13 protein-coding genes and 5 riboswitches are annotated in these 21967 nt (G+C 38.6%); of the genes, 9 read left to right on the plus strand and 4 right to left on the minus strand.

What is annotated here, in order from left to right:
- Positions 1 to 68: 68 nt before the first annotated feature.
- Positions 69 to 1538 (minus strand): MFS transporter, encoded by a 1470-nt coding sequence (locus AC625_RS01580; RefSeq protein WP_049679688.1) that lies wholly within the window; start codon positions 1536 to 1538, stop codon positions 69 to 71.
- A gap of 96 nt (positions 1539 to 1634) precedes the next feature.
- Positions 1635 to 1744: riboswitch (SAM riboswitch) on the minus strand.
- A gap of 64 nt (positions 1745 to 1808) precedes the next feature.
- Positions 1809 to 2927: a 5-methyltetrahydropteroyltriglutamate--homocysteine S-methyltransferase gene (locus AC625_RS01585; protein WP_049679689.1), complete on the minus strand. Its 1119-nt coding sequence runs from the start codon at positions 2925 to 2927 to the stop codon at positions 1809 to 1811.
- 127 nt (positions 2928 to 3054) lie between these two features.
- Positions 3055 to 3163: riboswitch (SAM riboswitch) on the minus strand.
- Positions 3164 to 3731: 568 nt separating this feature from the next.
- On the opposite strand from AC625_RS01585, the gene AC625_RS01590 reads away from it, so the two are divergent.
- Positions 3732 to 7253 carry a hypothetical protein gene (locus AC625_RS01590; RefSeq protein WP_049679690.1) on the plus strand — a complete coding sequence of 1174 codons (3522 nt, stop codon included), beginning with the start codon at positions 3732 to 3734 and terminating at the stop codon, positions 7251 to 7253.
- A 248-nt stretch (positions 7254 to 7501) separates the two neighbouring features.
- Here the strand turns inward: AC625_RS01590 and AC625_RS01595 are convergent, their stop codons facing one another.
- Both AC625_RS01595 and AC625_RS01600 read right to left on the minus strand, forming a co-directional pair.
- Positions 7502 to 8467 (minus strand): ABC transporter substrate-binding protein, encoded by a 966-nt coding sequence (locus tag AC625_RS01595; RefSeq protein ID WP_049679691.1) that lies wholly within the window; start codon positions 8465 to 8467, stop codon positions 7502 to 7504.
- 42 nt (positions 8468 to 8509) lie between these two features.
- Positions 8510 to 9019, minus strand: coding sequence for a hypothetical protein (locus AC625_RS01600; RefSeq protein WP_049683533.1), 510 nt, complete (start codon positions 9017 to 9019; stop codon positions 8510 to 8512).
- Between the two features lie 185 nt (positions 9020 to 9204).
- A riboswitch (cobalamin riboswitch) is annotated at positions 9205 to 9423 on the minus strand.
- Between the two features lie 373 nt (positions 9424 to 9796).
- Here AC625_RS01600 and AC625_RS01605 point away from each other — a divergent pair.
- The 8 genes from AC625_RS01605 to AC625_RS27180 all read left to right on the plus strand — a co-directional run bounded on the left by AC625_RS01605 (position 9797) and on the right by AC625_RS27180 (position 21569).
- Complete coding sequence (locus AC625_RS01605) at positions 9797 to 10756, plus strand: AAA family ATPase (protein WP_049679692.1); 960 nt, start codon at positions 9797 to 9799, stop codon at positions 10754 to 10756.
- Entirely contained in the window at positions 10753 to 11961 is a 1209-nt protein-coding gene (locus AC625_RS01610) for a DUF58 domain-containing protein (RefSeq protein WP_049679693.1), read from the plus strand. The genes AC625_RS01605 and AC625_RS01610 overlap by 4 nt, the downstream gene beginning before the upstream one ends.
- Complete coding sequence (locus tag AC625_RS01615; RefSeq protein WP_049679694.1) at positions 11958 to 14180, plus strand: transglutaminaseTgpA domain-containing protein; 2223 nt, start codon at positions 11958 to 11960, stop codon at positions 14178 to 14180. Before AC625_RS01610 ends, AC625_RS01615 begins: the two co-directional genes overlap by 4 nt.
- A gap of 29 nt (positions 14181 to 14209) precedes the next feature.
- Positions 14210 to 14311: riboswitch (purine riboswitch) on the plus strand.
- A gap of 136 nt (positions 14312 to 14447) precedes the next feature.
- Positions 14448 to 16001 carry a glutamine-hydrolyzing GMP synthase gene (gene guaA / locus AC625_RS01620; protein ID WP_049679695.1) on the plus strand — a complete coding sequence of 518 codons (1554 nt, stop codon included), beginning with the start codon at positions 14448 to 14450 and terminating at the stop codon, positions 15999 to 16001.
- A 139-nt stretch (positions 16002 to 16140) separates the two neighbouring features.
- A riboswitch (purine riboswitch) is annotated at positions 16141 to 16242 on the plus strand.
- Positions 16243 to 16360: 118 nt separating this feature from the next.
- Complete coding sequence (locus AC625_RS01625; protein WP_049679696.1) at positions 16361 to 17692, plus strand: NCS2 family permease; 1332 nt, start codon at positions 16361 to 16363, stop codon at positions 17690 to 17692.
- Between the two features lie 283 nt (positions 17693 to 17975).
- Positions 17976 to 18818 carry a glucose PTS transporter transcription antiterminator GlcT gene (glcT, locus tag AC625_RS01630; protein WP_049679697.1) on the plus strand — a complete coding sequence of 281 codons (843 nt, stop codon included), beginning with the start codon at positions 17976 to 17978 and terminating at the stop codon, positions 18816 to 18818.
- Between the two features lie 303 nt (positions 18819 to 19121).
- Positions 19122 to 21164 (plus strand): glucose-specific PTS transporter subunit IIBC, encoded by a 2043-nt coding sequence (gene ptsG, locus AC625_RS01635; RefSeq protein ID WP_049679698.1) that lies wholly within the window; start codon positions 19122 to 19124, stop codon positions 21162 to 21164.
- Positions 21165 to 21413: 249 nt separating this feature from the next.
- The gene (locus AC625_RS27180) at positions 21414 to 21569 is read left to right on the plus strand and encodes a hypothetical protein (protein ID WP_180320051.1); all 156 of its coding nucleotides are present in this window, start codon (positions 21414 to 21416) and stop codon (positions 21567 to 21569) included.
- Positions 21570 to 21967: the final 398 nt, after the last annotated feature.

Here is a 21967-nt window from a genome sequence, read left to right on the forward strand (position 1 = left end):
ACAGAATTCATGAGGGTGCTTCACTTTGGGAATATAAGGGTTTTTGATGATTCAATCTACTACACGAACTAGCTTATTTTCTTTTTCAAAGGTAACGAAGATTGGCGAACCATTTTACTAGAGACACCTAATACAAGTAGTAAACCTGCTGCCATTAATATACCGTCTAGCACAAGTGGTATGCCCCAACTACCAGTATTATCTCGTAGTACTCCAGAGACAACTGGTGAGAGTACGGCTCCGATTTCAGCAATTAAATTTAGCATCCCAAACATGGATCCTCTGCTTTTTTCAGGTGTTAAATCGGAAGCAAGTGCATGGGCAACGGGTTGTAAGGCAAAAAAGAATAATCCGGAAACAAATAGGATTATGGACATAACGATCGGACTATTATTCCCCATCATGACATATGCAGCAAAAATAAAAATAAGAACGGTCAAAACAGCGGTTAACGCAGCTAGAATATTACGTCGTCCATTTGGTCGATCGGCCACCATGTCAGAAATTTTACCACCAAGAGGAAAACCAATGATTCCAGCTAAACCATTAAACGATGCGATCAAAGCCGCCGCCATTAAGGCACCACCACCGAAATCTTTGACAATCGATACGGACCAAAATCCGTAAAACCAAAGATGCCACATGATAGGAATGAAGAATAAGTATAACAAGAAAAGGTTTTTGTTGGCCAAAATTGGCTTTATGTCGGACTTTTTAGTAGTGTACAGATAATAGATTAGGAGCGGACAAAGCGCTACAAGTATTCCTGCAATCGTAATATTGGATAGTCCAAGTTTTTCGGAAAAATAATAGATTCCCATGACAATTACTAGAAAAACGGCAGAGTATAACGACATATATAAGAGTGCTTTATTAAATTGTACTTTAATGCCTGGGGAAGATGGATCGACAGATTGAGTCGGATTATTTTTTGGCTTCATATATCTAAAGATAAAAAATGCACTAACAAGCGTAATAATTCCCATCACAAAAAAAGGAAAACGCCATGCATCTTCTCCCATTATTGGTTCTGCGGCTGTGATCAGAAAAGGTACACCAATTGTACCTGCTGTAAGACCTACAGATAATCCAGTAAGTGCAACACCCATGCCTAAGCCGACTTTTTTAGGCGGTGTATGAAAGGCAATATATGAGCGATCATTTGAATAGAACGCACCTTCACCTAGCCCTAGTATGACTCTAAATAGTATAAATGCGATAAGGCCGCCAGCTACACCTGTTAATAATGTGGCGATGCCTGCCCAAACGACACTTAAAATAATAATGGTACGATAGCCAAAGCGATCTCCAAGATAGCCGCCAGGAAATTGCATAAGCATAAAGCCCGCAAAAAACAAACTACCGATCAGACCACCTATTCCATGTGGATTAGCCACATTTGCAAAAAAGCCTATGTCATTTTCAATCATGTAGGTAATAACCGGTCCAGTTGCTGTTCGATCAACATAAGAAACAAACCAACCTAAAAATAATAACCCCCAGATTGTGTGATACCTTTTCCAACCTTCTTTTTCCATTCAATTCACTTCCAATACTCAATTAGTTTGTCTTACCTTGCATTAAAAAAATACCTCTCTATGTTTAATTAGAGAGGCATTTGGTGGAATAATCCTCTCTTATTTGTCAAAGCATGACGCTTTGCAGGAATTAGCACCTTTTTAACAGTTTGTTAAATGGTTGCCGGGCTTCATAGGGCCAGTCCCTCCACCGCTCTTCATAAGAGTTGTTATATAGTTTGTGATTTTTTCATTGTTAGGTTTTAGTGCAACTGGGAAAGTGTTTATTAATTACTTCCAAACGTCCTGTGCAATATTTACAACGTGGCGTACTTTTGCCCATTGTTCTTCTTCTATTAGTACATTTCCTTCTTCTGTTGAGGCAAAACCACATTGTGGACTCAAACAGATTTGATCTAATGGAACATACTGTGAAGCTTCGGTAATTCTCTCTTTAATTCGTTCAGGGTCTTCCAATGCGCCTTTTTTAGAAGTAATTAAGCCTAATACAACGTAAAGATCAGGTCGCTTGATATGGCGTAGTGGTTCAAAACCACCTGAACGATCGTCATCAAATTCAAGGAAAAGACCGTCAAGATTTAGTCCACCGAAGATCGTCTTAGAAGCATCTTCATAACCACCAGTGGATGAATATGTGGATCTGAAATTACCTCGGCAAATGTGCATTGTAATGATCATATCATCCGGCTTATTTGCAATGGCCTCATTGATTCCTCTTTGGAACAATTGTGCTAATGTAGCAGGATCAGACCCTCTATTAGCAATTTGTTCTCTCCCTTTTTCTGAAAAGAATAGGGACCAAGCTGTATCATCTAATTGCAGATAACGACAACCTGCATCATAAAGCGCCTGAATCACACCTTGATAAGCAGCAATTAAATCATCATAAAATTCTTCGTGAGTGCGGTACACGTCAGTTTCAAGTGTTCCTCTGAAATAAAGCATATTGGGGCTAGGTATTGTAAACTTTGCCACAGCATCGCCTGCAATATTATGAAGAAACTTATAATGATCGATCATATAATGATCAGAAAATGCAATTTTTCCCGTCACCTTAATACCGTGTGCTCTCGTTTTAACGCCGTTAAATTGAATTCCATCATTTGTTTCATGGAACAAAACACCATCAAAGCCTGACAAAAAGTCTAAATGCCACCAAGCACGTCTAAATTCACCATCCGTAACAGCTTTTAAACCCGCTTCTTTCTGCTTTTCAACTAGCTTGATAATTTCCTCGTCCTCAATTTTGCGTAATTCATCAGCGGTAATTTCCCCGTTCTCCTTTTGTAAACGCGCTTGCTTAAGACGTTCTGGTCGTAAAAAACTACCGACGTGATCGGCTTTAAAAGGTGCATTCGTTACTAGTTCTTGTGTTGTTAATGCTGTCATGTTACATTCCTACTTCCTTTTATAGTTTTTTCATCAAGCTTTTAAATGAGGATACGAATTTTTCTCTAATAAAAAAATAAGTGGGCCCTCAAGTAAGAAGAGGGCCCACGAAAATACGAAGACAATCTTCTTATCTTCAAGGTATGACTTATACCTATTGGAATTAGCACCTTGCCGAAACCCGGCTGGTTGCTGAGACATCATCGGGCCAATCCCTCCGTCTCTCTTGATAAGAATATGAATATTTAGTTATTTGAAAAATTCAATTTATCCAACTTTATCATTCTGTAAAGGAAAATTCAAGTAGTTTTTTAAACCGTGAAAGATCGTGTAGGTCTTGTCATGTTTTTCATTAGCCCGTTACTTACTCTTACAGCACCCAATATCGATTATCAAGATCCGTATGTCTAAGGTGTACGTGTCGATTCAGTATGGGACAGGCTCTCTTTTTACAATGGCAATCATCGTTCAAGTAAGAAAATAAGCGGTCTCTTTAATCATTTAATCAATCGATTGATTAATTAAATATTCTCCATTGATTCGACTGTAATACCAATAGTAGGAAAGATAGGAAAGAACCGTAGGAGTTTAATACGTTAAATATGTTATCAACAAATTTTTACAAATTATTCTCACTGTATACATAACTGAACCGAGGGGATGAGTGAGTTTGCGACGCATTTAATCAATCGATTGATTAATGAGCTTTATCCCAATGATTCGATTTTTATTCCAAAATTAGGAATGGTTGTGTATAATTTTCTATATTATAGTAGTAGAGTTTTCAGAGAAAGGGGGCTTATTGTGACGGATTCTAATGACAATATCCCAATTGAAAAGAAGCGAGAGATCTTTCATGATGAACTTAAGATACTAAGAGAAAAACGATTGATTCCCAAATCGGATTACATAAGACTTAGTAGTGCGTATGAACGGCATTATCACCAGCTGCTGCAGCAAACAGCATTAATGGAAAAGCAAGAGAACAAAGAGGAAGCACCTCAATCGAGCACGATTGAAGAGCCACATAACATACAGCGAACTCAAGAGCACGTTCCAAAACCAATTCAAGATCCAGTACAAACGCCAATGGTTAGCCCTGAACCTAGGACGGTTATTCAACAACAACCCATTGTGAAACCTGCAAAAACAGCAGAGCAAATTCGGGAAAGAAATATAACACTAGTCTTGGTGATGGGTGTGATACTTCTCTTGTTTGGCGGTTTAATCCTAGCGACGTCAACGTGGGGAGCATTGAATGCTATTTTGAAAGTATTTTGTATTAGCATGGTGTCCGTGTTTTTCTGCGGGATGGCTTTTATCGCTTTTAAACTAAAAATTAAACAAACGGCCTTTGCCTTCTTAACACTCGCAAGTCTGTTTATTCCAATTGCGATATTATCAGCTTCGTATTATCGGATATTTGGAGAGTATTTATCGCTGCAAGGTGAGGGGAGAGGGTTATTGGGGTTAATCGGCGGAGCGATTTGTTTGGGCATCTATTTTGTAATCGCTAAGCACTTTGCGTCAAAATTATTCACGCTCCTTTCACTGATAACCTTTGCATTAGCAAGCATTTTCGGCTTCACTTATGTGGCGCCAACTACAGAAACATTATTTATTCTACTCGTGCTGTTTAATTTATTATTTTTATGGTATCTGGATCGTTTGAAAAGTCATCAGCAATTGATTTTATTCAAACCCTATTTATTTTACTTTATCCAATTCAAAATTTTCGTCGAAGCCTTTGTCGTGTTTGCGCTAGCTTCAAGCACCGTATTGTATTCGTTTACTTTGCTCTTAACATCCCTGCAATTCCTACTGTTAACGATAAAGTACAATCAAAAATATTACAACTTTGCATTTAGTATTGTATTCAGCTATGGCTATATCCATCTTGTCTTGAAATTGGCTGTTTTGAGTGACTTCACTTCTATTGCTTTTGCTGTGCTTCCAATCGTGTTCATTGCTCTTTATTTATTTATGGCCAAAAGAAACGAAGAAGTATCGAAAAGCTTTGTGTATACGGGCGTTGCGGGTAGTGTACTCGTGTTTGCTTATGTGAATGCACAGGTGTTTGGAGAAGGATATGCACAAATTTTCTTTGCACTGATCCTTCTATCTGCCCAATATGTATTTTTAGCTGTTCAAACGAAGAAAGTCGTGTTTACTTATCCAGCAATTGTCTTATTCAATCTGTCGCTCGTTTATCTTGGCTGGGCATTCGGATGGACCTTTAAATTGCACTCTAGTTTCCTATTTGCAATTCAAATCCTCCTGTATTTAGGATTGTTTGTATATAATTTTGCCAAAACAATGGAGGTATTCCGAACGAGTATAGGGATTTTTTCGAGTAGTGTGATGTTGTTTTTGACTTATATCAATCTGGTGAATGGAGATTGGTTAATCGTCAGCCTCTTTCTGGCTGCCATATCTGGTTTATTATTCTTCAGTCATAATAAAGTGATAGAAAAGTGGATGAAGGATATTAGTACGTATGGTTTTCCGTTATCCCTAGCTGCTTCATTGCTCATTTTGTATCTGTATATAAGCGAAACAAGCAGATGGTATGACCTTACGATTCCGCTTAGTCTACATGTCATGATTGTCGCATCGCTTTTAATCGGGCTAGGCTATTTCTTACAAAAATCGTATAAAGGCTTTTTCAATATCTTTTTTATTACCGGTCAAGTCCTATCGATGGTGTCGTTTATGACGCTCTATTTTGGAACATTGCAAGCTTATCTTATTACCGCTTTAATGGTGGTTTCAACAGCAATCCAAGTTCTTTCCGTCTATTTATATCGTCATCATCTTCTATGGATTCCGGTTGTCTATACAAGCTCTGGCGTGTATGCATCCATTTGGGCCATTTTCAAATTCGAAAATGAATATATCTGGATGTCGTATCTATTCTTAGGACCATTATTGTTCTACGCTTTGTCAGTATATGTAGGGAAATATTCAAAGATCGGCAGAAATTATTTCTTTTGGTTTAGCCATCTTTCAAACTTGCTTGTGGCGACACTCGGCTATCTTTATATAAGTATGACAGGTGCGAATCTGTATTTCTACTTAATTCCGCTCAGTCTTTATGCGATTAGTGCAGTGAAAACAACGGTGGTATGGGAGCGATTTACATTTACGTACGTTGGATTTACAGCGTTGCAGTTACAAGTATTACTCGTCTTTCAGAAGTACGGACTTACCAACTATCTGATATTTGCTTTCACAACTACGGCAGCTCTGATAACGATTCTATGGAGTCGAGTGAATCCAGAATGGAAACGGATGATTGAGTATTATTTACTAGTATTCTTAAATCTGACTCTCCTTGTTTATTTGTCAGATTGGAATATGTTCCACTTTTCTAGCAACTTGAATGTACTTTCAGTTATGCTTTTCACCATTCAAGCTGCGTTTGCCATCTATTTAATGATGAAACGGAAGTGGGAACATTCCATTGCAGTCCCATTGCTTCTGGCATTCTTGTTTTATGTGCGCTATGCAAGCGAGCTATCAATATTTGCGGGTACGATGTTGTTGTTCGTTGCATTATGTGTGGTGACTTGGATGAGTAAGATGTTTTTCCACGGAATGGTTCGAAAAGAAGAATCGCATCTAATGATTGATGTGTATCGGATTGTAGGGTTTCTGTATGTGGTGACAATTAACTGGCGTATTTTTACGAATGCGGATAGCTATCCTGCTTTAGAAATTATCGCAGCCTGCTTAGTCAGCGGCTATTTACTTGTCATTCGGGCTTTCACTTTAGATCGATTAGAAAAGAAAATCTATCTTACGGCAGCGGTTGTATTGAGCCTGTATCCATATTACGTCATTATTGACCAGTTTAACATTCCTAATCTCGTAACAACAGAAGTCACGATTCTTCCATTGTTTATCATCAGTACAATATTGCTGAGAAAAGTATTCGATTATGGGAATATGACGCAAACCATTGAATTAGTAATTGTTCCTTTGTTATTTTTAGTCTTAATCATAGACGCTCTACAAGGAAATACCGTCAATGATGCGTTAATAATTGGTACGTTGGCATTAGTCGCAATCATCTTCGGATTTATTATGAAATATAAATCATATTTCTTAGCGGGGACTGGGACTATTTTGTTAAATATCTATATGAACACCAAACACCTATGGGGAAATCTGCCATGGTGGTTCTACTTGATCATCGGCGGTATCGTGCTTATCGCGCTTGCCAGCTTCTTTGAATGGAAAAAACAAAAGGAAAATACGACGTCTAAGAAAATTTTTGAACGTAACAAAGAAAAAATTCAGAAGTGGTTTGAACGGTGGAGGTAGGAATGATGAGTTTTATATGTCAAATGACTATGATTCGTTTTTAGATAAATAAAGAAGGGACCGGAATAGTTAGAGGTTTCAAGATAGAAAGTACAGAAAAGGCTGTCCCGTGGGGCAGCCTTTTCTGCACTTATGTTTTCCATGATTGTCTGGATGAGCCCAAGTATAAGGGCAATGCTGCTGAAGAAGTGTCTCAGCATATTTGGTTCCTCCAGGTCGAAATTTAAAAGAGAGGATTTGTCTGCATCTTATTTGAATAGATCTGGGTAAACTGTTTTGGCAACAAGCTCGACAGCTTCGCCGATACGTGGTCCAGGGCGGGACATCAAGTCTTCATTTAAGTAGTATACTTTGTCTTCCTTAACGGATGTAAGTTGGTCCCAGCCTGTCCGGCTCTTAATTTCTTGCTCAGGATTTTCAATGAAACCAGCAGTCGTTGTGATGACATCAGGATTGCGTTTAATGATTTCTTCCTCAGAAACTTTGATCCAACCTTCCTGATCCTCAAATATGTTGGTTACACCCGCATTTGCAAGGATTTCTTGTTGAAATGTCTTCTTTCCAGGTGTGTAGATTTCTGGAGCAGGGCTTATTTCTAAATAGACACGTTTCTTTTCATTAATAGAGTCTGTTTTTTCAACGACAGCTGCAATTTGATTTTTAATCGTATCGACGATTACGTTCCCATTCTCCTTAACGCCCATTACTTCTGCAATTTGCTGAATGTCTCCGTAAACATCTTCAAATGTAGCAGCAGATGCAATGACAAATATTGGGATTCCTGCATCTCTCAGCGGCTGTAAAGTAGTTTCATCGCCAATTGTATAGGCGATGATGACATCTGGGTTTAACGCAATTATTTTCTCTGCGTTAATATTCATTGAATCAGAAACAGATTCAATATCGGCAGCTTCTTTTGGATAGTTATCAACATCTGTGACCCCAACTACCTTTTCACCTGCTCCTAGAGCAAAGAGAATTTCTGTATTGCTTGGTTGAAGGGAAATCACTTTTTCAGGTACTTTATCAAAGGTGATCTTGTCGCCAAGATCATCAGTTACTGAATAGGACTGGTCTTTTTCTTTTTTAACTTCACTTGCAGGGGCATTATCCTTACTTGGTGCTGTTTGATTATTATTCCCACAGCCAGCAAGTACTAAAATGAAAGAAAGCATTAGTGCAAGTAACCAATTGTTCCATATGAATTTTTTCATTGTGTTCTCCTCATTTCTCATTCCCATTAATGAATGGAGGTATTATTTTTTCGTCGATTTAATGTCATAACATATACTCTCGTGAGGGATTTCCTCAACACCAAGTTGTTTATTTACATAGACGGCCATAACGAATAAAACGTTTGCTAGTAAATGAGCGTAATCGAACAGGATTTTAGGAACTTCTCTTTCAAGACTCACTTTATGTAGTGCTCTTACTGACTTCTTCGCTTCACTGCGGCAAGTGTGCAAAATACAGGCACCGGGAGTTCCTTGTGGCAAGACGAAAGTACCGATAGAGTCTTTGACCTCTGCTGTATAAAAATCATACATACCACTTAGGCGATCTAAGTCTTCTTGCGTGATACCTAACCGTCCGCGTACCGAGCCGTTTAGATTATAGCCCATGTCGAGTAAGTACATTAAATCTTTGTGTACAACAGGTACGTCTTTAGTAAATGCACAAGCTAAGCCAATACGAGATGTCAAGGAGTCAGTTCTGATCTCGAAGTCCACTGTTGAAGCGGATTCGCGCATGTACGGGTAACACATAAAACGGAAATCTTTTTTTGCCAAATGTAATCCTCCTTATATGATGAATAGAGTGAATAACCCTTGAAATCGTTTTTTATAACAAAAAAACCGACCAAGAAATTTGGGCGGCACACCATCCTGCATATCCAGTTGGAAAGAAAAGATGAGAGTTGCCGTACAATCCTCTTATCTTCCGAAGAGCGTAATACGATGGAAAGAAGGCAGGTCTCCTGGCTTGTGCATCCATTTACTTTAAGAACCTTCCCATTTTACATAACAGATTGAGTGCTACGTCCGATTCCGTTAAATAAAACAGTGGCATATCCTTATTTCATCGCACTTACAGTTGCGGAAACAGCTTCGGATTTTCATCGAATTCCCTATTAAGCTGAATATTCAGCACCTTTTTTCTGCAAGATTATATTCACTTATCAATAGTTTACCATATAAATATGATGAGAAACTCATACTTTTTGTGATGTTTACGAATCCATATTTTTACTAGAATTAAATATTTGAAAATTCGTATAATTATTATATGTGTTGAATGAAAGATTCGCCGTTCTTGTTTTCAGTCCATGTGATAAAACTCATTTTGGCGCGAAATATGCTCAACCTAACTGGGTAAGTCGATGATGTAAAGTTTGTGAAAATAATGGAAAAAAGAAGGGTAACAAGAAATGTTGTCGAATTTAGATTAAGTTAAAGCGAATTTAAATGGATTGTGTCGATAGGACGAAAGTTTTTTTCGGATTTAAAAAAAGTCGATAAGGAATGAATCACAGGAGGAATGGAATGACATACGAAGGAAAGCACCCAAAGTTAAATGAAGTGATACGTAATATTGAGAAGGTTATTATAGGGAAAAGAGATATAGCAGAATTAAGTGTAGTGGCCTTGTTGGCGGGAGGGCATGTTTTATTGGAAGATGTTCCAGGAGTAGGGAAGACAATGATGGTTCGCGCGCTGGCAAAGTCAATCAGTGCAGATTTTAAACGAATTCAATTCACACCTGACTTGCTACCATCTGATGTAACAGGCGTCTCCATTTATAACCCAAGGGAGCAAGAGTTTTTTTTTCGTCCTGGACCGATTATGGGGAATATTGTCCTGGCTGACGAGATTAATCGAACATCTCCGAAAACCCAGTCTGCTTTATTAGAGGGGATGGAGGAAGCAAGTGTGACGATTGATGGTGTAACAAGAGTGTTGGAGCAGCCATTCTTTGTTATGGCAACACAAAATCCTATCGAATATGAAGGAACCTACTCGCTTCCTGAAGCTCAACTGGATCGTTTTTTATTAAAAATGAGAATGGGGTACCCAAATATATATGAAGAGATGGAAGTTCTGCATCGTGCGCGTTTGGCTTCGCCTCTTGAGAGCCTTGAGCCTGTTATGTCATTAGTTGAACTACGCAGTTTACAGCAAGAGTCACGAGCAGTCATTGTCGATGATACTATTAAACATTATATTGTTGAAATGACACAAACAACGCGCCATCATCGTAGTGTGTACTTAGGGGCGAGTCCGCGTGGCTCGATTGCCTTAATGAAAGCATCCCAAAGCTATGCCTTATTATGTGACCGAGATTATGTATTACCAGACGATGTTCAATATCTTGCCCCATTTGTGTTATCGCATCGCCTCATTTTGAAATCTGAAGCGAAGTACGAGGGGATTACAGCTGAACAGGTGGTTGCAGAAATTATTAATAATATTCCCGTACCAGTAAAAAGGGCTGTGAATGAATGATGAAATCGTTGGTAGAGAAAATAAGACCTTATGCAAAGGTTATAGTGCTTATTAGTTTAGTTGTCTTTGCATTTGGGTTTGCGATGTTTCAGGGAGGTTTTCTCAGCTGGTTTCTGTTCTATACGTTTCTGCCTTTTGCCCTTTATTCGATAGGGCTGTTTTTCTATCCTATTCACAAGTTCACGGTAACAAGATCGTTAGATAAAACGGAACCCAGAGCAGGGGAAACGATTGAAGCAAGGGTTGAAATTACACGAAAAGACCGCTTCCCGCTGTTATTTCTTCTAGTGGAAGAAGAGCTTACTGGCCGATTAGGCAAAAACACGTCCATGAAGAAGGCGTTCATTTTTCCTTGGTTCCGGAAATCATTTTCGATTACGTTTCTGCTTCATAAGCTCCCAAGGGGAGAGCATGGCTTGTCTGCGATTCGTCTGAAAACGGGTGATATGATTGGATTGTTCGAAAAGGAAGCCAATTATGATCTTCCGAAAAAAATTCTAGTTTGGCCAGCATATTATGATTTATCGTTTAAGCAGTTGGAGAATTTCTTTGATCAAGGCGAAGCGGGGTCTGTAAAAAAGATGCAGCGAGAGCATTCAATCGTCAGTGGAGTTCGAGAATACCAGCCGGGTGACCAAATGTCATGGATTAACTGGAAAGCGACAGCCAATAAGAATGCCATTATGACCAAGGAATTTGAAGAACAGAAAAGCCATGATTTATATATAATTCTGGACGAAGATTCATCAGATACCTTTGAAGACTTGGTAATGTTTTCTGCCTCCTTGGCGCATGCTCTTCTGAAAAAAGGGATACTAGTTGGCTATACCGGCTCTACGATGGATGAGGTTCCTCTGCCAATCCGTGGAGGGGATGGACAGCGGCGAAATATCTTTTCCCGTTTGGCAAAAACAGAAGCAGATGGACAAGGGAGCTTAAGCTCTTTGTTTGGATCGCATCACCCTGTACTATCTCAACATGCGGCGTTAATCTTGCTTACTTCACATTTGAATCGAAGAATCGTGGAACAAATCAGTGCTTATAAAACGAATCAGTCCATTACGATATTTTGTATAAAAAAAGAAGAGAAGTTGACAGCAGAAGAACTGGCGGCAAAGCAATCTGCCTATACAAGAGGGATGAAAGTTAGTTATTTGGAGCCGGGGCGTTTTGAATCCGGATTAGTCGAGGTGATGACTCAATGATTCAAAGAAATAGCCTACTCGATATTTTGTTGAAAGTGGTTTTATACGGATATGGCACTTTGTTGATATGGGAATGGCTTCAGCCGGTTAATCAATTGACAGATACCGATAATATGGGTGTGTTTATTGTATTTGTGTGTCTTTCTTTGTTATCGTACTTTTTACAGGTGCATTGGGTTGTGAGAATTATGATTTTAGTGGGATATATAATTCTTTCCATTCAATATTTATATTCACAATTTTCGCTTTTTGATCTTGCCTGGATTGGGGAACTCATAAGTGATATGAAAATGAATATTACAAGAATGGTGGAAGCGGACTGGATGTTATTAACGAATAGCTTCAGAACATTATTGTTTTTTATTTTGATTTGGCTTATTTCCTATTTAATTCATTATTGGGTAGCTGTCCGTCGAAATCTTTTTTTATTTTTTCTGCTAACCATTGTTTTTTTAGCGGTTCTTGATACGTTTACCCCGTACGATGCAGACGGTCCGATTATTCGGGTCGTTATTATTGGTTTTGCTGTACTAGGATTACTCGCTTTTTTCCGTTTATTTGAACAGGAAAAATTATCAGTTTCTATCCGTGGATTACGAAACTGGCTCATGCCGTTAACGATCATGGTATTGTTCAGCGGGACAATCGGTTTTGCAGCACCGAAACTAAAACCGCAATGGCCGGATCCTGTTCCATTTATTACATCCTATTCAAATAAATCAACAGGAGATTCAAACAAAGCGGGAAGCAAGCGTGTTGGATACGGAGAAAATGATAGCCAACTAGGTGGTTCGATTTCTGACGATCATGCAGTTGTGTTTTATGCAGATGCTCCTACTCGTCACTATTGGAAGGTGGAGAACAAGTATTATTATACTGGCAAGGGCTGGACAAGGCTTGATTATCCAGGAGAATTGACAGAGTATGACAATGATCGGGATATGGTGAATCTTACAGGTACGGAATTACCTGGGATGAAGCTTCAAGAACTAAAGACTACCGTTAAAATGGAGCAGTTCTACAATCACGTCCCGTATCCAACTCCTAGTATACTTAAGAGGGTTTCAGCTGAAGGAGCAGATCAGTATATTTTTAATGACTCGACGAATCTATTGACAGCTCAATCGAATAGTTGGGGTAGGCTCAAGCTTACTGATTATGAAGTGAATTATTATCTTACAACATTTGATAGGAATTATTTAAAAAAGGTTACATCTGCAAATGATGTTCCTAAAGATATCATAGGTATTTATACACAGTTGCCAAGGAATCTACCTGAAAGAATTCGTAATTTAGCGCTAGAGATCACTAGTGATCAAGATAATTGGTATGACAAGGCAAAGGCCATTGAAAATTATTTTGATGGTCCGAAGTTTGTATATGATAAGCAAGATATTCCTTATCCAGAAGAGCAGCAAGATTATGTGGATCAATTTTTATTTGAAACACTTCGGGGGTATTGTGATAATTTCTCTACTGCGATGGTTGTTCTATTGCGTTCACTCGACATTCCGACACGCTGGGCAAAAGGCTATTCTGATGGTGTGGCAACGATCAAAAACGGTGAATCCGTTTATATGATCACAAACAATAATGCCCATTCATGGGTAGAGGTTTATTTTCCAGAGGTTGGTTGGGTTCCGTTTGAGCCAACAAAAGGCTTTAATAACACAAATCAGTTTTATGATGCTTCTTTGAATACCAACTCTAACGCGAATGACCATGATACGGCTGTGACGACTCAAGAGAAAAAGGAAGCTACTCAGTCGGACAAAAAAACACTTCCGGAAATAGATAAACCAAATCAATCAACATCTTCAAAATTGGATGGTGTTTATTGGAAAAACGTTTTGCAAAATACAGCGATAGGTCTTGCTGGAGTGACGATCTTTGTTTTCTTGCTCTATCAATCGAGAAGAAAATGGCTGCCATATGTATTTATTACAAGATATAAAGGGAAAAACGGTACAGATACATTTACAAGTGCTTATCATGTTCTTCTCAAGCAATTGAATCGCGCGGGTGTACCGCGACCTGAAGGCCAAACATTACGAGAATACGCGGTTTATGTTGATCGTGTCTATCATATGGCTAATAATAATATGCAGCAGATGACGAAGGAATACGAAAGGATTATATACCGCGGAGATCAGGAAAACCAAGCTTGGAGGCAGTATCAAGAATTATGGGAAAATTTAATTAAAGAAACTACCTCTTGACCATGTTTTTAACATGTTGGTACAATTGAAACATTCAAATACGAGCCCTTCATATATCCTCGATAATATGGATCGAAAGTCTCTACCGAATCACCGTAAATGATTTGACTATGAAGGCAGATGTTTCAGTGTAACAGCTAGAATTCTGCCTTTTTAGACTTTTTTAGGGTGGAGTTTAGCTTTTTTGTGTTTTATTTTTACATTTTTGAAATAATAAGAACAAACCGCTTCTGTAAAGAAGTGAATATATCAAATGAGGTGACAATAGTGACGGGGAAAACAGACTTACAGAACCAGGAAATGATTGTCGTACTAGACTTCGGCAGCCAATATAATCAATTAATCACTAGACGTATTCGTGAATTTGGCGTGTACAGTGAATTACATCCCCATACTATTACGGTAGAAGAAATCAAGAAGCTAAATCCAACCGGAATTATTTTCTCCGGCGGACCGAATAGTGTATACGATGCATCTGCTTTCGGGTGTGATGAGCGTATTTTTGAGCTTGGATTACCGATTTTCGGAATTTGCTATGGTATGCAATTGATGACGAAGCATTTCGGTGGCAAAGTTGAACAAGCAAAGAATCGTGAATATGGTAAAGCAACTCTTGCGATTCAGAACGATTCAAAACTATTCAAGGACCTACCTAAAGAACAAACTGTCTGGATGAGCCACGGAGATCTTGTTGTGGAAACTCCAGAAGGATTTCAGGTTGATGGAACGAATGCATCTTGTCCAATCGCAGCGATGAGCGATGAATCAAGAAAGCTCTACGCAGTACAATTCCATCCAGAAGTTCGTCACTCTGTTTATGGAAACGACATTTTGAAAAACTTCGTGTTTGGTGTTTGTGGCTGTAAAGGTGACTGGTCGATGGGGAATTTCATTGAAGTCGAGATAGAAAAAATTCGTCAAACAGTAGGGAACAAAAAAGTTTTGTGTGCCCTAAGTGGTGGAGTCGATTCATCGGTTGTTGCAGTGCTTATTCATAAGGCAATTGGTGATCAATTAACTTGTATTTTCGTTGATCATGGTTTATTGCGTAAAGGAGAAGCTGAAGGTGTTATGAAAATGCTGGGCGAAGGCTTCCAAATGAATGTTATTAAAGTAGATGCCAAAGAACGTTTCCTTTCTAAGCTTGAAGGCGTTTCTGACCCTGAGAAAAAACGTAAAATTATTGGAAATGAGTTCATCTATGTGTTTGATGATGAGGCGACGAGATTAGAAGGAATTGAATTCCTTGCTCAAGGTACTCTTTATACAGATATTATCGAAAGTGGTACAGCAACAGCACAAACGATTAAATCGCATCACAATGTTGGTGGTCTGCCTGAAGATATGCAGTTCAAGTTGATTGAACCGCTAAACACATTGTTTAAAGATGAAGTACGTGCACTTGGAACGGAACTTGGTATGCCAGATGAAATCGTTTGGCGTCAACCATTCCCAGGTCCTGGATTGGGAATTCGCGTGTTAGGAGCGATCTCAGAGGACAAGCTAGAAATTGTACGTGAATCAGACTATATCTTGCGTGAAGAAATCAAAAAAGCTGGCCTGGATCGTGAAATTTGGCAGTACTTTACCGTTCTTCCTGATATCCGTAGTGTTGGGGTTATGGGAGATGCGCGAACGTACGATTATACAATTGGGATTCGCGCTGTCACTTCAATTGATGGGATGACTTCAGATTGGGCCCGTATTCCATGGGATGTACTTGAACTTATTTCAACGAGAATCGTTAACGAAGTGAATCATGTTAACCGTGTTGTTTATGATATTACAAGTAAACCACCTGCAACGATTGAGTGGGAATAGACGAAAGATACTGAATTTTTTTGATCTGAAATAAAAAATACCTGACTTATAAACGAACATTGTTTCTGTAAAAAAGAAGCAATGTTCGTTTTTTTATTGACAGCTATTTTCTCTTTTAGTACAATTGGACTGTAATTACTAATAGATATTATTTGTTCACCGTATAATATTGGGGATAAGGCCCAAGAGTTTCTACCGAGCTACCGAAAATAGCTTGACTACGATGTGAAGGATACGCATGACTGATGGAGGGGATCTTGCTCTTCTAAAACCCCTTTACATAATTTGCAGGTAAACATCGTTTCGGTTAGAAGTGAGGCTTTTGGTCAGCGTTGAATTTATTTAAGGGAGACTGAACGATGAAAAAGTATTTTCAATTTCAAGAGCTTGGCACCAATTATCGACGAGAAATAATTGGGGGTCTGACAACCTTCTTAGCCATGGCTTATATTCTAGTTGTAAATCCAAGTATTTTAACGCTTCAGGGCATTGAAGGATATCCTGATGAATTAAGAATGAATTATGGTGCCGTATTCGTAGCAACAGCATTAGCTGCAGGTATCGGTTCAATCCTCATGGGGATTATTGCTAGATATCCGATTTCACTTGCTCCGGGCATGGGATTGAATGCTTTCTTTGCTTTCACAGTTGTACTCGGATTCGGTATTCCGTGGCAAACGGCGTTAACAGGTGTACTGATTTCAGGAGTTATTTTCGTTATCCTTTCTTTATCGGGAATTCGTGAGAAAATCATAAATGCAATTCCTGCAGAACTTAAGTTTGCAGTTGGAGCAGGTATTGGTTTATTTATCACATTTGTTGGTTTTCAAAACTCGCGCATTATTGTTAAAAACGATGCCACTCTCGTTGGGTTAGGTGATTTGACTTCAGGTAACACACTTCTTGCTGTTTTTGGTATTGTTATTACAGTTATTTTAATGGCGAGAGGTATTAAGAGCGCCGTTTTTCTAGGTATGATTATTACGGCAATTGCTGGTATGATCTTCGGACTTGTACCGTTTCCGGAGAAAATTGTTGGAGCGGCACCGAGCATTGCTCCTACATTTGGAGCAGCGTTTGAAGCGTTCGGGAATTTGCCTGACCTATTCTCAGGTCAGATGTTGATTGTTATTTTAACCTTCTTATTTGTTGCATTCTTTGATACAGCAGGAACATTAGTGGCTGTTGCTCAGCAAGCAGGACTAATGAAAGATAATGTCCTACCACGCGTAGGGAAAGGGTTACTTGCAGATTCATTAGCTATCGTATCTGGAGCTGTTTTAGGAACTTCTACAACAACATCGTATGTTGAGTCCACTTCAGGTGTAGCTGCGGGAGCACGAAGCGGTTTTGCAGCGGTTGTTACAGGATTATTATTTATTCTTGCTATTTTCTTCTTCCCGCTTCTATCGGTAGTAACATCCGCGGTAACGGCTCCGGCCTTAATTGTAGTCGGTGTTCTAATGGCAACCGGATTGAAACATATTGATTGGTCACGATTTGAAATTGCTGTACCAGCTTTCTTCACAGTCATCATGATGCCGTTAACTTACAGCATTGCAACAGGTATTGCGTGTGGGTTCGTCTTCTATCCGATTACGATGATTATGACAGGAAAAGCAAAACAAGTTCACCCAATCATGTACGGATTGTTTGTTATCTTTATCGCTTATTTTATATTCCTAGTTTAATGAACCATCAGAGGACCTTAACGGGTCCTCTTTTTTACCCTTATTGTCGACGTGCAGTAAAAACATCACTATGTCATTCTTGGTAGGGGTGGCTGCCCGAAAACTCCCGAGACAATGATTTAAATAAAAAGTGCCACAACATTAAGATGTCGTTTTAACGATTATGATGAATCTTCGTTAAATGGTAGGTGTAATGATTCGGTTGAGGAATGTTCATGTTGATTTAATGGAATGAATTGACTAACATAGATGACATAGATTATGGGGTGAAAGAGGGACGCGGATGGGAGTAGCTATAATTAATAAAGTTTTGAATAATAATGTCGTGATAGCAAACCATCCTTCTTATGGTGAAATCGTAATAATCGGCAAGGGGATTGGGTTCAATCGAAAAAGAGACGACGAAATATCCTTAGAAAATGCTGATAAGATGTTTGTATTAACAGGGAAAAAAGAACAGGAAGATTATAAAAAATTGCTTCCGGAAATCGATGAAAAACACCAAGGGGCAATCATTGAAGCGATCAATCATATTAGTAAAAGAGTGTCTGGAAGTGTCAATGAATATATCCATGTGGGAATGACCGATCATTTACTTTTTGCCTTAAACAGGATTGAAAATGGTCTTTCGATAAAGAATCCGTTTTTAGTTGAAACGAGTACGCTTTATCCATTTGAATATGAAATCGCAAAAGAAGTAATCGAGATTTTAGAAATAAAGACGGGAATTAGTCTTCCGGAAGGAGAAGCTGGCTTTATTACCCTTCATATTCATAGTGCGCTGACGAATAAAGAGTTAGCGAAAGTGAATCAACACTCTCAGCTAGTCACGCATTTGATTAATCTTATAGAAGAACAAATGCAAATAGATATTGATAAAGAAAGTATTGACTATGTAAGGCTTGTCCGTCACTTGCGGTATACCATCGATCGAGTATTAAGAGGTGAGAAAGTAGAGGAACCTGAAATACTCACTACCCTCTTGAAAGATGAATATCCGTTATGCTATAATTTGGCTTGGAAACTGATGAAAATTATGCAACAGCACTTGAAAGAACAAGTATGTGATGCAGAAGCCATCTATTTGACGATGCATCTTCAGCGGCTACAAAAGAAAATTACATAAAAATCATAACCTTTACGTGTTACTGATTCGATCAGGCATAAGTGAAGAAAGTGATTGGATGAAGCGAATGTGGGTATAGTATACCCGGTACGCTCTTTCGATGCTTTTTTTGCTTATGCCTTTTTTATTTGTCTTTTTCGTTGTAAACGTTTTATAGCGAGCTATCGGTTGGTGGATACATGCAGGCTGAGTGCTTCGGATCTTAATGCCTTTTCTGTGCGACGCATTCTATAAGTTTACCCTCTAGCTTTGGAGGTTTCGTTTTATCAGTTTTACAAAACTTAATTTCGGAGGTTTTGCACCATGTGGAAGAAAATCTTTGGTGTTTTGCAAAAGGTAGGAAAAGCTTTGATGCTCCCTGTTGCAATCTTGCCTGCTGCGGGTATTTTACTTGCATTTGGTAATGCGCTTCAAAATCCTACATTATTAGAGCTTGCTCCATTTTTAGAGAGCGGTGGAGTCGAAATGATTGCTTCCGTAATGGAAAATGCGGGACAAATTATCTTTAGTAATTTGGGATTGCTATTTGCTGTTGGTGTCGCTATTGGTCTTGCGGGGGGAGATGGCGTTGCAGGTCTAGCGGCAATTGTCGGTTTCTTCATTATGAATGTTACAATGGGTACAGTGTTAGGGATTGAAGCTGCGGATCTTAAAGGTAGTGTGGAATATGCGAGTGTCCTTGGTATTCCAACTCTACAAACGGGAGTATTCGGCGGTATTATTGTGGGTATCATTGCAGCAGCGATGTATAATAAATTCTTCCGTATTGAGCTACCTTCCTACTTGGGCTTCTTTGCGGGGAAAAGGTTTGTTCCGATAATAACAGCAGCAAGTGCTCTTGTTTTGGGTTTATTGATGATTGTTGTTTGGCCGCCTATTCAATCAGCGTTAAATACGTTCTCAGAAAATATGTTGGGTGCCAATTTAACGTTATCTGCATTTATTTTCGGTGTAATTGAGCGATCTCTTATTCCGTTTGGTTTGCATCATATTTTTTACTCACCATTCTGGTTTGAATTCGGCACATATACAAATGCTGCTGGTGAGATTGTTAAAGGTGACCAAGCCATTTTTATGGCTCAAATTAAAGATGGTGTTCAAAATTTAACAGCTGGTACGTTCATGGTTGGTAAATATCCATTTATGATGTTCGGTTTACCAGCGGCTGCTTTAGCTATTTATCACGAAGCGAGACCTGAAAAAAAGAAAATTGTCGGGGGACTTATGGTATCTGCCGCACTTACTTCATTCTTGACAGGTATTACAGAACCGCTTGAATTCTCATTCTTATTCGTGGCCCCTATTCTTTTCGGAATTCATGCTGTTTTTGCTGGTTTATCTTTCATGACCATGCACTTATTGAATGTGAAAATAGGGATGACATTCTCCGGTGGGTTGATAGACTATGTATTGTTTGGGTTGATTAATCCACAAACAAACGCTTGGCTCGTTATTCCTGTTGGTTTAGTATTTGCTGTTATTTATTATTTTGGATTCAGATTTGCTATCCGTAGATTTAACTTAAAAACACCAGGGCGTGAAGTAGAAGAAGAATCCGAAGGTGAATCCACTGAAATAGATAATGAAAGCCTTCCAGTACAAATTTTAGATGCTATGGGTGGACAAGGGAATATTGTACACTTAGATGCTTGTATTACACGATTACGTGTTTCGGTCAATGATGTTAAAAACGTAGATAAAGATCGCCTTAAAAAACTTGGGGCTGCGGGAGTATTAGAAGTTGGTGACAACATTCAGGCTATTTTTGGTCCTCGATCTGAAACGATTAAGGGTCAAATGAAAGATATCATGGATGGAAAAACACCGCGGAGAGTAGAAACTGTGCCTGTCGAAGAAGTTATGCCGAATGTTTTGCGAACAGAGGTAAAAGAAGAAATCTTCGTTTCGCCGATTACAGGGAAAATCAAACCAATTAGTGAAGTGCCAGATGCTGTTTTTGCTGAGAAAATGATGGGCGACGGTTTTGCAATCCTACCAACGGACGGGACAATTGTTTCTCCTGTGGACGGAACAATCGTAAACCTCTTCCCGACCAAGCATGCGCTCGGTATCGAATCTGACAATGGTCTCGAAATTTTAATCCATGTTGGCATTGATACAGTGAAGTTGGAGGGGAATGGTTTTGAAGCGCTCGTAGCTCAAGGTGACAAAGTGAAAAGAGGTCAATCGCTATTAAAGGTTGATTTGGCCTATGTAAAAGAACATGCTCCTTCTATTATTACACCAATCGTCTTCACGAACTTGAAAGAAGGAGAATCTATTAAAATTGAAAAAAGTGGTACTGTAGAAAGTGGAGAAAAAGACGTTATCTCCATTATTAAATAAATAAAAGTAGAATAAAGAGTTCCGAAAGGGTCATACCTTGCAGTTTATACATTGTAGGGTATGATCCTTTGTTTTGTTTTGTATTGTAAAGTTGATAAGTAGGAAGAAGATAAATGTTAAGTTCATTAATGAGATATTAAGAAATGGTTAATTAATGTGAAAGTTCAAACTGGATTGCCTATTTTTATTTAGAAGCCTGTATTATAGTTTTGTAATCTAAAATGGAACTATGAGGAGGCAATAAGAAGTATGAAAAATTTTCAAAAATGGCTTTTAACATTTATGGCAGCTTTCATGTTAGTAGGAGTTGCCACTGGTTGCTCCAGTAAGGATACTAATACGGACGATACTAAAACCGAAGACACGGGTACTAAAGATCAAAATACTAAAGAACAAGCAGAGTAATATTGGGGAGGCTGAATCTTTAAAGATCCAGCCTCTTATTATTTTGCTGATAATTTCCAAATTAAAATAATAGAATGAAATTGCATGTTTAGAAAGGCTCGCAGTATCTTTCGAAGCTATAAGTAATTAGTGTAGAGAAAAAGTTGCTATTTTTATTGACAGTGTATTTAGAGAGTGGTATTATATGAAATACACCACAAAACAGCAATGTGAATTTGGAGATAGCGAAAAAGTTTTTTAAATAGTTGTTGACAATTCAAATGGTGGGTGTTATGATATAAAAGTTGCTTACGAGATAAGCAACAACAACAAATTGCTCTTTGAAAACTGAACAAAACAAAGCGCCAACGTTTAAATTTAAGTGAGTACACACTATAAAAACAAATGAGCAAGTCAAA

This window comes from Peribacillus loiseleuriae (assembly GCF_001183985.1).
GTDB classification, from domain to species: domain Bacteria; phylum Bacillota; class Bacilli; order Bacillales; family DSM-1321; genus Peribacillus; species Peribacillus loiseleuriae.

Coding starts and splice junctions, on each gene's coding strand:
- ptsG (WP_049679698.1), top strand. CDS start 19,122: ATGTGGAAGAAAATCTTTGGTGTTTTGCAAAAGGTAGGAAAAGCTTTG.
- AC625_RS01585 (WP_049679689.1), bottom strand. CDS start 2,927: ATGACAGCATTAACAACACAAGAACTAGTAACGAATGCACCTTTTAAA.
- AC625_RS01605 (WP_049679692.1), top strand. CDS start 9,797: ATGACATACGAAGGAAAGCACCCAAAGTTAAATGAAGTGATACGTAAT.
- AC625_RS01625 (WP_049679696.1), top strand. CDS start 16,361: ATGAAAAAGTATTTTCAATTTCAAGAGCTTGGCACCAATTATCGACGA.
- AC625_RS01615 (WP_049679694.1), top strand. CDS start 11,958: ATGATTCAAAGAAATAGCCTACTCGATATTTTGTTGAAAGTGGTTTTA.
- AC625_RS27180 (WP_180320051.1), top strand. CDS start 21,414: ATGAAAAATTTTCAAAAATGGCTTTTAACATTTATGGCAGCTTTCATG.
- AC625_RS01600 (WP_049683533.1), bottom strand. CDS start 9,019: ATGTGTTACCCGTACATGCGCGAATCCGCTTCAACAGTGGACTTCGAG.
- AC625_RS01595 (WP_049679691.1), bottom strand. CDS start 8,467: ATGAAAAAATTCATATGGAACAATTGGTTACTTGCACTAATGCTTTCT.
- glcT (WP_049679697.1), top strand. CDS start 17,976: ATGGGAGTAGCTATAATTAATAAAGTTTTGAATAATAATGTCGTGATA.
- AC625_RS01580 (WP_049679688.1), bottom strand. CDS start 1,538: ATGGAAAAAGAAGGTTGGAAAAGGTATCACACAATCTGGGGGTTATTA.
- AC625_RS01610 (WP_049679693.1), top strand. CDS start 10,753: ATGATGAAATCGTTGGTAGAGAAAATAAGACCTTATGCAAAGGTTATA.